The sequence below is a fragment of the uncultured Methylobacterium sp. genome (genome assembly GCF_964251405.1).
GTDB lineage: Bacteria > Pseudomonadota > Alphaproteobacteria > Rhizobiales > Beijerinckiaceae > Methylobacterium.
In genome coordinates this window covers 29,148-43,645 of record NZ_CAXUJR010000022.1, presented here as the reverse complement: position 1 = coordinate 43,645, position 14,498 = coordinate 29,148, and the positions used below count along the sequence as shown (strand labels likewise).

Here is a 14,498-nt window from a genome sequence, read left to right as displayed (position 1 = left end):
GACGGGTCCGCGAGGTGCCGGGACGGGCTTGTCTCGCTGCCGGAGCCACCACAGGCAAGCCGCCGTGAGCCCGCCGTAGAGGGCGAAATGCGTGACGAGATAATCCGCGACGAGGACGGGCAGGACAGGGTTGGTCAGGGCTTGGGTGGGTAGCACCCGCAGGACGAGCGGCGTGGCGATCGCGGGGATGAGAAGCGCCGGCCATAGCCGCCTCCAGCCGAGGCCGGCACCGAGCGGAAGCGGGCTGACCACGGGCAGAAGCCCTGAGGCCGGCCAAGCCAGGGCGACGATTCCAGCCAGCAGGGTGAGGATCCAAGGCCCGCGCGCGTCGAGCCAGCGCGGATCGTGAGCAGGCCGCGCGAAGGTCGCGTCGAGCCAGGCCAGGGCCTCGTCGAGGCTGGCGCGGGCGTAGAGCACGCCGACATGCTCGACGCCCTCAGAGGCCACCGCCCGACGCGCGGTGCCGGCCGCGACGTCGCCATAGGTCTCACCCTCCCGCGCTTCCTCGGGTGCCGAGGCCAGCCCGACTGCCCGCAGGGCCTCGCGGCGCAAGGCGCCCTCCCAGCCGCCGGCGATGACGAGCAGGTTGCGCGGGTTCTCGCGGGTCACGGCGGGCGAGAACATCGAGACCGCGATGGTCGCCGCCACGTCGGGGCGGGCCTGTGCGACCCGGACGATGACGTTGGAGGCCATCGAATGGCCGAGCAGCGCGAGGCGCCCGTCGCCGGAGCCGCGGACATGGTCGGCGACGCGCGTCGTCGCCTCGACGAGGGTGCGGGTCGCGCCGTCCTCGCGAAGGACGTTGCCGATGAGGGGCGACGGGTTCCGGCCGTGGCCCGGAAAATCGAAGGTGACGGCGACGTAGCCGTTCCGCGCGAGGGTCGTGGCGAAGGGCAGCATCAGCTGCTGCGATCCGGCAAAGCCGTGTGCGATCACGACGACGGGACCCGGCGGGCCGGAGGCCGCGCGGAAGATCGTGGCCGGCGTGCCCTCGATCGATACGGTCTCGATCGCGAGACCCTCCGTGGCACCGCGCAGGTGCCACAGGGCCATGGCGATCATGGCGAGCGCGACGGTCGTCACCGCTCCACGCCACGCCCGCCGCGTCGTCGAGGATGTCATGTCGGGTCCATGGGCTTCGACGCCCTCGCGGCCTTGGGCAACTCGTCCTCGGCCGGGGTGAGGCCATAGGGTTCGACGAGCGCCCAGACATGGGGCGGCACCATGTTGCGCAGGCGGCGCGGCACGTTGCGGCGCAGGTGCAGGACGGTCTCGACGGCCTTCATCTCGACCCGGGCGCGGGCGAATTCGAGGCCGCGCGGCCCGACCCGCGGCATCAGCCACCCGACGATCGGGCGCACCCAATTGGGCATGCGCCGGAGGGGAAGCCCGCCGGCCGCCCGCTCGACGTTGGCGAGGAAGCCCTTGACCGGCCCCTGCCGCTTGCCGGCGGTGCCGGGCTCCGAAGTCCGCACCTCGGCGCCGAGCAGGTCGAGCAGTTCCTCCCCACGCGCGTTGCGCACGATGAGCCATTGCTCGCCCTGCCCGGCCATGTAGCCGACGGTGATGTCTGACAGGACATTGGTGTAGTCGACGCAGGTGCGGCAGGTCAGGGGGAAGAAGTCGGGCGGCAGCTGCGAGATCGGCAGCTGCAGGAAGGGGATCTCCTTCACCCGGCCGTCCGAGAAGCGCAGCTCGACATGGTAGTCCGCGCGGAATTCGAGATAGACGATCGTCTCTGGCGCATCGCTCAGGAGCGCGAGGAACTCGTGAAAGCGCTCCGTGGTGGTGTTGTCGGAGCACGGAGTGCCGATGACGTAGAGCCGCTCGAAGCCGAGTTCGGCTTCGAGCGCGCGCAGGGCATAGACCTGACACGGGATGCCGATCACGGCGAGCCGCCGGTAACCTTGCAGCCGCGCCGGCTCGAGCAACGCCAACAGCGGTGCATAGCCCATGCGCATGCCGCGGCACCCCGCCATTCCCTCGGCCCGCGTGACGAGGACCGGAACAGGGCGCCAGCGGTCGTCGGGGTCGGGGGCCATGGTGAGGACGGCGTCGACTGCGCCGGTCTCCAACAACCGCTCGGCGATCCGCGTGGCGATGCCCGTCCATTGGGCGCCCTCGCTGGGCCGGACCAGGCCGGCGCGAAGCATCCGCCGGAACGGACCGAAGAAGCGCTCGTCGGGCCGTTCCGCATCGCGAGCCCGGCCATGCACCTGGGCCTCCAGGCTCGCATAGTCCGGCTTGATGAACTGGCACGCGCGCCCGCAGCGTTTGGCATCTGCCATCCGCGAAACGCCGCAATCCGTGCAGAGGTCGCGCGGGGCCGCCTCCGCGACAGCCGGAACCCACACAGTCGGGCGAGATGCAGGTCCGAAATCGGTTGGCGACGCGGTCACACGACGTCTCTCAAAGGGGCGCGACGGTCTTGTTAAGCTAACTCATGATCGGGAGGGATCTTTTTCGCCAGGACGGCGCGCGAAGTGAGTCGACCGCGGAGGATCGGGCGCCCCCGTCACGGAGACGGACGAGGGGGCGCCCCTTCCCAGCAGGTTTAGGCCCGTGCGGCGGTGACCGCCAGGTTGGGCTTGTGGTTCAAGGTCTGGAAGACGACGCAGTAGCGCTCCGTCAGCTTGAGAAGCTGGTCGAGCTTCTCCTGGGGCGCATCGGTGTCGAGGGCGAAGGCGAGCCGGATCGCCCCGAAGCCCACCGGAGCCTCCTTGTCGACGCCGAGCGTGCCGCGGAAGTCGAGGTCGCCCTCCGCGCTCACGGTGCCGGAGCGCAGCTCGATCTCGAGGGCCGTGGCCACGGCCTTGAGGGTGACGCCGGCACAGGCGACGAGGGCTTCGAGCAGCATGTCGCCCGAGCACAACTCGGCGCCCGTGCCGCCGGTGGCCGGATGCAGCCCGGCGATGGCGAGCGCGCGGCCCGTCTCGACCTTGCAGGCAATCGACGTGTCGTCGAGGGTGCCCTTCGCCTTCAGGGTGATGACGGCGGAATCCGGGGCGCTGCGGTACTGGTGCTTGAGCGGGGCCTGAAGCGAGCGGAGCGTGTTGGCGTCCATGGGTGTCGTGTCCGTTCCTGATGCCTGCGGTATCGGGCGCGTCTAACCCGCCGACCGTGGCGAGGCCAGTGCCCGCGCTACCACCAGAGGGCGGCTTGGCTGCTCGGGGTATCGTCCCGGCCCTGCAACGGCTTCAGGGACCGGTCGAGGGCGGTCAGGATCTGGCGGGTCGCTGCCTCGGTCCTGGCCGAGGTCGGGTTGCGCGGACGTGCCAGGGGCAACGGGATGGTGTCGTCGAGGCGCCCGGGCTTGGGGCGCATCACCACGGCGCGGTCGGCCAGGGCCACGGCCTCCGCCACATCGTGGGTGACGATGAGGACCGTCGGACGCACCTCCTCCCAGAGGGCGAGGAGATGGCCGTGCAGATCCTTGCGGGTGAAAGCGTCCAGCGCCGAGAACGGCTCGTCGAGGAGCAGCACCCGCGGGTTCGCCACGAAGGCGCGGGCGATGGCGACCCGCTGCTGCTGACCGCCCGAGAGCTCCCGCGGCCAGCGCCCCGCATGCTCGGCGAGCCCGACCCGGTCGAGGGCATGGGCGACGCGGTCGCGCCGCTCGGCCTTGGAGAGGTCGGCGAGACCGAAGCCGACATTCTCGGCCGCCGAGAGCCAGGGCAGGAGGCGCGGCTCCTGAAACACCAATCCGACACCCGGATGCGGCCCGGCGATGGCCTCGCCGTCGAGTGTGATGGCCCCGGCGCTAGCCCGGTCGAGCCCGGCCACCAGCCGCAGCAGCGTGGTCTTGCCGCAGCCCGACCCGCCGATGAGCGCGACGATCTCGCTCTTCTCGACCGACAGGGTGATGCCGTCGAGGGCCCGCGTCCCGTCCGCATAGGTCTTGGAGAGGTCAGCGAGGGTCAGCATGGCATCGTGCGTCCGGCCGTCGTGGCGTCGTCGGCCGGCATCTACAACGTCTCCCGCGCCGTGTCCTGCCAGCGCGTCAGCGGACGGGTCAGGGCCACGAGGGCGGCGTCGGCGAGCTTGCCCAGCACCGCGAAGGCGATGATCGCCGCGAGGATCTGGTCGGCGCGGCTGAACTGCTGACCGTCGACGAGGAGGTAGCCGAGACCCTCCGAGGCGCCCATCAGCTCGGCGGCGACCACGAAGAGGAAACCGAGACCGAGGCCCGTGCGGAGCGCCACGAGGGTCGCGGGAAGCACGGCCGGCAGCAGGATGCGCCGCGCCAGCTGCGTCTTCGAGAGCCGAAAGATGCGGCCGACCTCCACGAGCTTGCGGTCGACGGAGGCGATGGCGCCGGCCACCCCGATATAGACCGGAAAGAACACCCCCACGGCGATCAGTACGACCTTGGGCGTCTCGAGGATGCCGAGCCACAGGATGAACAGCGGCACCCAGGCCAGCGACGGCACCGCGCGCAGGGCCTGCAGGGTCGGATCGAGGATGTGGCGCGCGAACGGGAGGGTGCCAGTCAGCGCACCGACCGCGATGCCGGCCCCGGCCCCGAAGACGAAGCCTAGGGCGACGCGGGTCAGCGTGGCCTGCACGTGCATCCAGAGGTCGCCGGAGGCGGCGAGCGCGTAGAGCGCGACGGCGATCCGGCTCGGCGGCGGCAGCAGGCGCCCCTGCGCGACGCCGCTGCTGACGGCCCACTCCCAGCCCAGCGCCACGGCGAGCGGGAGCAGGATCCCGAGGACGGCCTGCCCCGCCGACCCCCAGCCGGGCCCGCGTCGAGGGCCGGCCACGCTGTCGATCGAGGCCATCCCGATGCCGTCCGGTTCAGCGGGCGGCTACGGGCGCGAAGCGCGTGTCGATCAGGCCGTCGACCGCTGCCGTCACGTTGACGTCGGCCGGGACCACACCGGCCTGCTGGAGCGCGACGCCCGCCGCCTTGATGCTCTCGGCTTGCGCCGCGCCGATGACCGGCCGGGTCAGGTCTGTGCGCTCGATCTGGCGGGCGATCACTGGCTCGGGCAGCTTCGTCGCCGCCACGAGAGCCTGCTTGAGGGCATCGGGATTCGCGATGGCGAAGGCCCTGGCGCGCTCGTAGGCGGCGATCACGGTCTTCACGAGGTCGGGGTTGGCCGATGCGAAGTCCTCGCGCACGTCGAGGACGCCCCAGGTGTTCGCGTTCGTGTCGCGGAAGAACAGGACGTTGCCGCCCTCGATCTCGGAAGCCGCCATCATCGGGTCGAGCCCTGCCCAGGCGTCGACATCGCCGCGCTCCAGGGCGCTGCGGCCATCCGCATGCTGGAGGAGGACGAGCTTGGCGTCCTTCTCGGTCAGCCCCGCGCCCTGCAGCGCCCGGATCAGGAAGATGTGCGGATCGGTGCCGCGTGTCACCGCGATGCGCTTGCCCTTGAGGTCGGCGGGCTTGGCGATGCCGGTGTCCTTGCGGGTGACGAGCGCCGTCCATTCGGGCTGGGAGAAGGCGTAGATCGCCTTGATCGGGTTGCCGTTGATCCGTGCCAGGAGGGCGGCGGCGCCCGCCGAGGAGCCGATGTCGATGGCGCCGGCATTGAGGAATTCGAGAGCCTTGTTCGAGCCCAGCGACTGCGTCCAGCGGACCTTGATGCCCTTGTCCTTCAGGGCCTCCTCCAGGAAGCCCTTGTCTTTCAGGACGAGGCTGACCGGATTATAGGTCGCCCAGTCGAGGCGGAGCTCGGTGACGTCGACGGCCTGAGCCGGCAGCGACGTCAGGGCGAGCGCGCCGCACAGGGCGCCCAGAACAGCACGGCGAACCACCAGCATCGAAATCCCCCCTTCGCGCGCCGCCCGTGCGCGTCGTCGAACGCATGCGCGCCGTTGCGGCCCCGCTCGGGCCGCGATATGCCAACTAGGCAACCGGGTTCTTTATGTCAAACGAAGTTTCCGGCATAGAGAACGAGATTCGCGCGGTGACGGGGCACATCCTGTCCCGCGACGCGTCGGCGATGGCGCCGCCCCCGTAACATGCTAACGGGATGGCCCATGTTCGACGCCGCTGCCGCCCTCAAGACCATCCTCGATCAACTTCCCCGAGACGCCCGCGAAGCGACGCAGCTGCGCGCCGTGCTGGTGCCCGAGCTGCGCGCGGTCATCGCGGCCGGCCATCGGGACGCCGAGGAGCGGCTGCTGAAGGAACGCGACGGCGTCGCCTGTGCCCGCCGCCTCAGCGCTCTCACCGATGCGGTGATCCGGGCGATCCACGATGCCGTGGTCTGGCGGCTCTACCCGAACGACAACCCGTCCTCGGGCGAGCAGCTCGCGGTCGTCGCCACCGGGGGTTACGGGCGGGGCACCATGGCGCCCGGATCGGACATCGATCTGCTGTTCCTGCTTCCCTACAAGCAGACCGCTTGGTCCGAGAGCGTCGTCGAGGCGATGCTCTACGTGCTGTGGGACCTCAAAGTGAAGGTCGGCCACGCCACCCGCTCCGTCGAGGAATGCCTGCGCGAGGGCAAGGCGGACATGACGATCCGGACGTCACTCCTTGAGGCGCGCTTCCTGTTCGGCTCGCGCTCCCTCTTCGAGGAGCTGGTCACCCGCTTCGACCAGGAGCTCGTGATGTGGACGGCGCCCGAGTTCGTCGAAGCGAAGCTGCGCGAGCGCGACACCCGGGTGAGCAAGGCCGGCGCCTCGCGCTATCTCGTCGAGCCCAACGTCAAGGACGGCAAAGGGGGACTGCGCGACCTCAACACCCTGTTCTGGATCGCCAAATACACCTACCGGGTCCGGGATCAGGTCGAGCTCGTGAGCGCCGGCCTGTTCACGCAGGAGGAGTATCGGGTCTTCGAGCGCTGCGACGAGTTGCTGTGGCGGGTGCGCTGCCACATGCACTTCGTCACCGGCCGCTCGGAGGAGCGCCTATCGTTTGGGCTGCAGCCGAAGATCGCCGAACGCCTCGGCTACGGCGCCCGCGGCGGCCTGTCGTCGGTCGAGCGCTTCATGAAGGCGTATTTCCTGATCGCCAAGGAGGTCGGCGACCTCACCGCCATCGTCTGCGCCGCCCTCGAAGCACGCCACGCCAAGCGCACGCCGGTCCTCGACCGCTGGATCGGTCGCTTTCGTGACCGCTTCCGGGCTTCCGCCATCGAGGCCGAGGATTTCGTCGACGATCACGGCCGCATCAATGTCAAGGATGGCGACGCCTTCGTGCGCGATCCCGTCAACCTGATCCGCCTGTTCTGGCTCGCCGACCGCCACAACCTGCCGATCCATCCCGACGCCACGCGGCTCGTCAACCGGTCGCAGCGGCTGATCGGGCATTCGTTGCGGTCCGATCCGGAGGCAAACCGGCTCTTCCTCGACATCCTGATCTCGAAGAACTCGCCCGAGACCATCCTGCGGATGATGAACGAGGCCGGCGTGCTCGGGCGCTTCATCCCGGATTTCGGCCGCATCGTCGCGATGATGCAATTCAACATGTACCACCACTTCACGGTGGACGAGCACCTGCTGCGATCACTCGGCGTGCTGGTGGCGATCGATTCAGGGCGCATCGTCGAGGACCATCCCCTGGTCTCGCGGCTGATCGGAACGATCAGCAACCGGCGGGCGCTCTACGTCGCGGTGCTGCTCCACGATATCGCCAAGGGCCGGCCGGAGGACCATTCCATCGCGGGTGCGGCCATTGCCCTCAAGGTCGGCCCGCGCTTCGGCCTCAGCCCGGCCGAGACCGAGACCGTGGCCTGGCTCGTCGAGCACCACCTCCTGATGTCGATGACGGCCCAGAGCCGCGACCTCTCCGACCCCAAGACCATCGAGAAGTTCGCGGGCGTCGTGCAGACCCTGGAGCGCCTGAAGCTCCTCACCATCCTCACGGTGGCCGACATCAAGGCGGTGGGCCCAGGCGTCTGGACGGCCTGGAAGGGGACGCTGATCCGTACGCTCTACGACGAGACCGAGGTCATGCTGTCGGGCGGCCATTCGGAGTTCGCCCGGACCGACCGGGTCAGGCTCATCCAGATGGCCCTGCGCGAGCAGCTCGCGGAGTGGGACTCGGATGCGTTCGACGCCTATGCCGCCCGTCACAACCAGGCCTACTGGCTCAAGGTCGATTCGGCCCGGCAGTTCAAGCATGCGGGCTTCGTCGTGAGGCTGGCCGCGGAGGGGCGCACCGTCGCCACCGCCTGCGAGACCGATCCGGCCCGCGGCATCACCGAGCTGACGATCTACTCCCCGGACCATCCGCGCCTGCTCGCGATCGTCACGGGCGCCTGCGCGGCCTCGGGCGGCAACATCGTGGACGCGCAGATCTTTACGACGACGGACGGCTTCGCCCTCGATTCGATCTTCATCTCCCGGGCCTTCGACCGGGACGAGGACGAGCTCCGGCGGGCCGGCCGGATCACGCTGGCGATCGAGAAGGCGCTCAAGGGCGAGATCCGCATCGCCGACCTCGTGGCCGATCGGCATCCGCCGAGCGAGCGCGCCACTACCTTCCTCGTACCGCCCGACATGTCGATCGACAATGCGCTGTCGAGCCGCGAGACGGTGGTCGAGATCACCGGCCTCGACCGGCCCGGCCTGCTCTACGAGCTGACCACGGCGCTGAGCCGGCTCAGCCTCAACATCACCTCGGCCCATGTCGCCACCTTCGGGGAGCGCGCCGTCGACGTCTTCTACGTCACCGACCTCACCGGCACCCGCGTCACCCAGCCCGACCGGCAGGTCGCCATCCGCGCCGCCGTGATGGACGTCTTCGCCGGAGACGTCGCCGCTCTGCGCGCCGAGGGGCTGGAAGCGCTCGTCGACTCGCCTCCTCCGAGGGAGGCCTGACGTCACGACGCTTGATTTCGCGCGGCACCGGCCTGATATCAGCCGCGACCCCCAACACACCCTTAGCGATCGACGACGAGCGATGATGGCGAACGACATGGAGCATGAGGATCGGCGCGAGGCGGCCGAGTCGGAGCAGGCGGTCGACCCTGCCGAGGCGATGGCGCCCGAGCCGCAGAAGGCCGAGGCGGGGCAGAACGACGCCCTCGCGGCCCTGACGCTGGAGCGCGACGAACTCAAGGACCGGACCCTGCGGACGCTCGCCGAGATGGAGAACCTGCGCCGGCGCACCGAACGCGAGGTTGCCGATGCCCGCACCTACGCGGTCACCAACTTCGCCCGCGACCTCCTCACTGCCGCCGACAACATCCGCCGCGCCATCGAGAGCGTCCCGGCCGAGGCTCGCGAGACCGCGGACGGCGCCTTCAAGGCGTTGCTCGACGGCATCGAGCTGACCGAACGCGACCTCGCCAAGACCTTCGAGCGCCACGGCGTCAAGCTGTTGGAACCGAAGGGCCAGCGCTTCGATCCCAACCGCCATCAGGCGATGTTCGAGGTGCCCGACGCCGAGGTGCCGACCGGCACGGTGGTGCAGGTGATGCAGTCCGGCTACGTGCTCGGCGATCGTGTGCTTCGCCCGGCCCTCGTTGGCGTCGCCAAGGGCGGCCCGAAGCCCGCGGCGAACCCGGCGGACGCCGCTTAAGCCCCTTCGCTCACCGTATCTGCACGCTGTCGACGACGTCGCGGAAGCGCGACAGCGTCGCGTCGCGCTGCTCGGCCCGGACGACGCCGACCGCACGCAGATAGCCGTCAGGGGCGAAGCGGATGGTTTGCGAGACCACCACCGGAATGTCGGTCGGCAGGTCACGTGCGCGCGCCACGATCTCGTGCCAGTCGACGCCATTCTGGCGGTAGCTCTGCGAACGCTCGATCACGAAGTCCTTCATGGTCTGGTTGGAATAGAGCGCGGCCTTGGCGAAGGCGTCGCGCTGCTCGGCCGTGGGCGGGGGCTGTATGGCCTGGGCGAGCACCAGGATCGGCTGGTCGAGGTTGTTGACCTCTTCCTTGGGACCAAGGGTCATCAGCATCGAATTGCCCGCGAGAACCCGGACAGGGTGGAAGCCGGCCATGTTGCCGACCCGGAACGGAAGCGCCGCGACGAGCTCGTCGAGGGTGAGGGCCGGGCGGATCCGTACCCCCGTCAGCATCCCCCGCATGGTCTCGTCGGTCGCGGCGTCGGGCACGCTCTGGGCGATGATGATGCCGGTGACCGTCGGCTCGCCGACCAGGAGCAGCCATTTCTTGATCGTCGGCGACCCTGGCGGCTCGGTCACCGGCTGCTCTCCGGCGAACAGCACCGCGTCGACGTCGCCGGCCACCTTGATGGCTTCGCGGTTCGAGACGATGAAGCCCTGCGACTTCAGGTTCTCGTCGGTGAAGTTCTTCTCGAGGTCGACGAAGGCGGCGGGTGGAAGCTCCACCACGGAGACGGTAGCGCCCCCCTCGATGCGCTCGAAGCCGGAGAAGCGCTTGGAGGGCACCATGTCGGCGGGCGGCGTGAAGCCGAAGCGCGAGCTCGGCGGAAAGACCGGCTCGGCCGCCACGGCGGCTCCTGCGAGACCCACGGACAAGACTAGCGCCGCACAGGGACGCAGACAATCACGCAGACGCATCAGGTCCTTATCTCCGGGCAATGGACTTGGCTTGGACGTCGCGACGACCGGCGCCGCCGAGACCGTCACACGACATTCCGCCTTCGCCCCCGCTGAGGTCGGCTCCCGCCCCGCCGGTGTCAAGCGTCGGCAGGCCCTGCCGGTTGCGTCACCCGCCTCAAGGTCAGATTGCATCGCCCGCCCGGCGCCAGGACACCGGCGACCCAAGCGGGGATCGCAGCCGGGACTTGCTCCGCGAGCAGATCCGGGTCCGTCACAAGGATCCGGTCGACGCCGTGATGGATCAGGCGAGACGCACCCCCGATGACGACGGCGTCGCCCGAGAGAAGCCGAACCGATCGGGTCGGGTCGGCACGTCTGAGGCCACCGTAGCGGAACAGGGCGGTGGCACCGAGCGACAGGGAGAGGACGGGCGCGTCGAGGGCCGCCTCGTCCCGGTCCTGGTGCAGGCCCATGCGGGCCTGCGGGGCGTAGAGGTTGACGAGGCAGGCCTCCGGCGGCGCGCGGTAGCCCGCGAGGTCGTCCCATGCCGCCAAGGCCGTCCCCGGGATCGGCGGCCAGGGCGCCCCGGTCTCGGGGTGCCGGGCCTGATAGCGGTACCCGGCCTCGTCGGAGACCCAGCCGAGGTCTCCGCAATTCGTCATCCGCACCGAGAACGGCGCTCCGGTGCGCGGCATCCGCGGCGTGTAGGGCGGCGATACGCGCACGACCTGCGCCAGCTCGCTCCAAAGTCGGGCCTGCGCTGCCTCGTCGAGGTAGCCGGGATAGTGGACGAGCCCCGGGGCGAGTTCGACGCCGGACGCGGCCGGGATCGTCGCGCCCTGGCTCATCCCGGTTCAGTGATCCTGGTCGATGTCGCGCTCGAGCACCGACTTGCTCTCCACCGTGGTATCCGCCTTGAGGTGGTAGACCAGCGGGATGCCCGTCGCGATCTCGAGGCTCGCGATGGTCTTGGTGGTCATGCCGTCGAGCACCATCACGAGGGCGCGCAGCGAGTTGCCGTGGGCCGCCACCACCACCCGCTCACCGTTCATGACGCGGGGCAGGATGAACTGGATGTAGTAGGGCAGCACCCGGGCGGCGGTGTCCTTGAGGCTCTCGCCTCCGGGCGGGGGCACGTCGTAGGAGCGGCGCCACTGACGGACCTGCTCGTCACCCCAGCGCTCGCGGGCATCGTCCTTGTTGAGGCCGGAGAGATCGCCGTAATCGCGCTCGTTGAGCGCTTCCGAGCGCATCACGTCGATCCCGCTCTGCCCGAGTTCATCCAGCATCAGGGAGCAGGTGCGCTGCGCCCGAACGAGGTTCGACGTGAAGCCGACGTCGAACCGGAAGCCCTGCTGCTTGAGCCAACGCCCGGCGGTGCGGGCCTCGGCGACGCCGAGCTCCGTCAGTTCGGGGTCGCGCCAACCGGTGAACAGCTTCTTGAGATTCCACTCGCTCTGCCCATGGCGAACGAGGACGAGCAGACGCTCCATCGGGATTCGATCCTCTCAGTCGTGGATGGTGCGGTGCATGCCGCGCTGACGCGGCTCTTGCCCGTCACCGCCTGAACGCTTGATGACCCGGGCGTCGTATCAGAGCCCGAGCACGTCGGCCATGCCGTAGAGGCCGGGGGGCCTGTCGAAGGCCCAGCGCGCCGCGCGCACCGCTCCCCTCGCGAAGATGGTCCGGTCCTCGGCGTGGTGCCCCAGCGTGATGCGCTCGCCCGGACCGGCGAAGACCACGCTGTGGTCGCCGACCACGGTCCCGCCGCGCAGGGTCGCGAAGCCGATATCGCCGGGCCGGCGGGCGCCGGTATGGCCGTCCCGGGTGGAGACCCGCACGTCGGGAAGGGCGACGCCGCGCCCCTCGGCCGCCGCTTCGCCCAGCAGCAGCGCCGTGCCGGAGGGCGCGTCCACCTTCATGCGGTGATGCATCTCGACGATCTCGATGTCGAAATCCTCGCCCAGCGCCGCGGCGACCTTGCGGACGAGGCCAGCGACGAGGTTGACCCCGAGCGACATGTTCCCCGAGCGAACGATCCTGGCATGCCGCGCTGCGGCCGCGAGCTTGGCGAGATCCGCCTGCGCCAGCCCGGTGGTGCCGACCACGTGGACGATGCGGGCCTGAGCAGCGAGTTCCGCGAAGAAGGTCGTGGCCCCCGGTGTCGTGAAGTCGAGCACGCCCTCGGCGGCGGCGAAGACCGGCAGCGGATCATCCGTGACGGCGACGCCGAGCGCCTCGATCCCGGCCAGTGTCCCGGCGTCCCGGCCGAGCGCCGGCGAGCCCTCCCGCTCGATCGCACCCGACAGGGTGCAACCCTCGGCCTCGGCCACCGCCCGGATCAGCATCCGCCCCATGCGCCCGTCGGCGCCGACAACCACGAGCCGCATCGGTGCATCGCTCCTTCGCTTGCCGCCTGCGGTACAGTCTCGAAACATCCCTGCCAAGGCGACCCGTTCAACGTCGGCCCTGCGCCAACAACGGCCCGAGCACGTCGACGACGCCGTTAACGAAAATCTGCGTGCCCACGCAGAGGAGCAGGAAGGCCGAGAGGCGGCCGAGCACGCGGGCCCGGACCGGGCCGATGAGCGAGACGACGCGATCGGCCGAGCCGTAGGTGAGCCGCACCATTCCGGCGATGACGAGGGCGGCGAGCGAGGCGCCCACGAAGAACCCGACCGCATCGGGGCCGCCCGACGGTCGGTTCGAGCCGAGCGCGACGGCCACCGCGATGGTGCCGGGTCCGGTGGTGAAGGGCAGGGTCAGGGGAAAGAAGGCGAGTTCGGCGAGGTTGCCGGCAGGCTCCTTCGCCTCGGCCTGCTTGCGCGCCTCGCGGGCCTCCGGCGCCCTGAGCAGCGTCCAGGCGGAAGCGCCGACCACGAGACCGCCGGCGATCCGCAGGGCCGCCAGCGAGACGCCGAAGAAGTTGAGGATCGGCGCCCCGGCCCAAAGGGCGGCCACCATGATGAGGGCCGCGTAGAAGCCGATCCGCCGGGCCAGTTCCAGGCGCTCGGCATGGCTGTTCTCGGCCGTCACCTGCGCGAAGATGAGGGCCGCCCCGATCGGGTTGACGATGGAGAACAGGGTCGACAGCGCGAGGAGGAAGCTCGCGACGGCGGCTTCCGCGCCGATATAGCTCGTCATCGTTCAGCCTGGGGCAGTCAGCCTGGAGAGGGGGCGGGCACGAGGACCCGCGCGGGGGCACGCAGGGCGGCGCGGCGGACCTGATGCACGGGGAGCGGGCGATAGAGCTGCTTCGTCGCGTCGACCACGTGCAGGCCGGCAAATGGCAGGGACAGCCCGGTGCCGACCCGCTCCCAGGCGCCGACCGTCTGCAACCACAGCCGGCTCTCGATCGGCGGCATGTACAGGGTCTCGGCCCAGCCCTCCGGCGAGAACAGGGTGCTGCGCATCAGGCGTCCGAGTTGCGACCGGCTGTAGGGCTGGCCATGACCGAAAGGGGTCGCCTCGCGCCGTGCCCACACGCCGCGGCGGTTGGGCACGACGAGGATCATGCGCCCCCCCGGGGTCAGCACGCGCCAAACCTCCTGAAGGAGTTCAGTCGGGCTCTCCACGGATTCGAGGGCGTGGACGAGGATGACCCGGTCCACCGCGGCCTCCGGCAGCGGCATCATCGTGAGGTCGGCCAGTGCCGAGCAGGAGCGGCCGCTGCCCGGCCAGTTCACGACCCCTTGGGTCGCCGGCATGAAGGCGAGGGTGCGTTCCGCGATGCAATGGACGGTGCCGAGATAGGGCGTCGCGTAGCCGAGCCCGAGCACCCGCAATCCCGAGACCGAGCCAAGGAAGCGATCGATCGCGCGGGCGACGATCCGGTGGGTCACGTTGCCCAGCGGACTCGCGTAGAAGGCGCGCAGATCGGTGACGTCGAGACGCATGGGAACGGTTCCGGCCCGGTCGACCTAGTGTGTCGGGCGGCTCAGCGCATCAATGGGGATCACCGTCGCCTCCGGCAACCCGGTCCGGCCACGGAACCGCCCGCCCTCCACCCTGTTCCCTGCCGGCCAACACGAGGAAGACCCCGATGTCCGATGCCCGCCCGATGTC

The 14,498-nt window shown here is 70.0% G+C and carries 14 protein-coding genes; 2 read left to right on the top strand and 12 right to left on the bottom strand.

Annotated features, from left to right (window positions below):
* The 6 genes from ACFE7U_RS06445 to ACFE7U_RS06420 form a co-directional block, all read right to left on the bottom strand.
* Positions 1-1,122 (bottom strand): alpha/beta hydrolase (locus ACFE7U_RS06445; RefSeq protein ID WP_375408904.1); only part of this gene is annotated, 1,122 nt, incomplete at its 3' end.
* Positions 1,119-2,288: a Coenzyme F420 hydrogenase/dehydrogenase, beta subunit C-terminal domain gene (locus ACFE7U_RS06440; RefSeq protein ID WP_375408903.1), complete on the bottom strand. Its 1,170-nt coding sequence runs from the start codon at positions 2,286-2,288 to the stop codon at positions 1,119-1,121. The genes ACFE7U_RS06445 and ACFE7U_RS06440, both read right to left, overlap by 4 nt.
* A gap of 266 nt (positions 2,289-2,554) precedes the next feature.
* Entirely contained in the window at positions 2,555-3,064 is a 510-nt protein-coding gene (locus ACFE7U_RS06435; protein WP_375408902.1) for an OsmC family protein, read from the bottom strand.
* A 77-nt stretch (positions 3,065-3,141) separates the two neighbouring features.
* Entirely contained in the window at positions 3,142-3,924 is a 783-nt protein-coding gene (locus tag ACFE7U_RS06430) for an ABC transporter ATP-binding protein (protein ID WP_375408901.1), read from the bottom strand.
* A gap of 41 nt (positions 3,925-3,965) precedes the next feature.
* On the bottom strand, positions 3,966-4,781 hold the full coding sequence (locus ACFE7U_RS06425) for an ABC transporter permease (RefSeq protein WP_375408900.1): 816 nt from the start codon (positions 4,779-4,781) through the stop codon (positions 3,966-3,968).
* A gap of 16 nt (positions 4,782-4,797) precedes the next feature.
* Entirely contained in the window at positions 4,798-5,769 is a 972-nt protein-coding gene (locus tag ACFE7U_RS06420; RefSeq protein ID WP_375408899.1) for an aliphatic sulfonate ABC transporter substrate-binding protein, read from the bottom strand.
* 219 nt (positions 5,770-5,988) lie between these two features.
* Here ACFE7U_RS06420 and ACFE7U_RS06415 point away from each other — a divergent pair, with 219 nt between their 5' ends.
* Entirely contained in the window at positions 5,989-8,778 is a 2,790-nt protein-coding gene (locus ACFE7U_RS06415; protein WP_375408898.1) for a [protein-PII] uridylyltransferase, read from the top strand.
* A gap of 82 nt (positions 8,779-8,860) precedes the next feature.
* The gene (gene grpE, locus ACFE7U_RS06410) at positions 8,861-9,481 is read left to right on the top strand and encodes a nucleotide exchange factor GrpE (RefSeq protein WP_375408897.1); all 621 of its coding nucleotides are present in this window, start codon (positions 8,861-8,863) and stop codon (positions 9,479-9,481) included.
* Positions 9,482-9,491: 10 nt separating this feature from the next.
* On the opposite strand, the gene ACFE7U_RS06405 is transcribed toward grpE, so the two are convergent.
* The 6 genes from ACFE7U_RS06405 to ACFE7U_RS06380 all read right to left on the bottom strand — a co-directional run bounded on the left by ACFE7U_RS06405 (position 9,492) and on the right by ACFE7U_RS06380 (position 14,329).
* Positions 9,492-10,451, bottom strand: coding sequence for a hypothetical protein (locus ACFE7U_RS06405; protein WP_375408896.1), 960 nt, complete (start codon positions 10,449-10,451; stop codon positions 9,492-9,494).
* Positions 10,452-10,570: 119 nt separating this feature from the next.
* The gene (locus ACFE7U_RS06400) at positions 10,571-11,281 is read right to left on the bottom strand and encodes an alpha-ketoglutarate-dependent dioxygenase AlkB (protein ID WP_375408895.1); all 711 of its coding nucleotides are present in this window, start codon (positions 11,279-11,281) and stop codon (positions 10,571-10,573) included.
* Positions 11,282-11,287: 6 nt separating this feature from the next.
* Entirely contained in the window at positions 11,288-11,926 is a 639-nt protein-coding gene (locus ACFE7U_RS06395) for a 2,3-bisphosphoglycerate-dependent phosphoglycerate mutase (RefSeq protein WP_375408894.1), read from the bottom strand.
* 99 nt (positions 11,927-12,025) lie between these two features.
* The gene (gene dapB, locus ACFE7U_RS06390; RefSeq protein WP_375408893.1) at positions 12,026-12,823 is read right to left on the bottom strand and encodes a 4-hydroxy-tetrahydrodipicolinate reductase; all 798 of its coding nucleotides are present in this window, start codon (positions 12,821-12,823) and stop codon (positions 12,026-12,028) included.
* 67 nt (positions 12,824-12,890) lie between these two features.
* Positions 12,891-13,577, bottom strand: a complete 687-nt coding sequence (locus tag ACFE7U_RS06385; RefSeq protein WP_375408892.1) for a MarC family protein — start codon at positions 13,575-13,577, stop codon at positions 12,891-12,893.
* Positions 13,578-13,594: 17 nt separating this feature from the next.
* The gene (locus ACFE7U_RS06380; RefSeq protein ID WP_375408891.1) at positions 13,595-14,329 is read right to left on the bottom strand and encodes a class I SAM-dependent methyltransferase; all 735 of its coding nucleotides are present in this window, start codon (positions 14,327-14,329) and stop codon (positions 13,595-13,597) included.
* Positions 14,330-14,498: the final 169 nt, after the last annotated feature.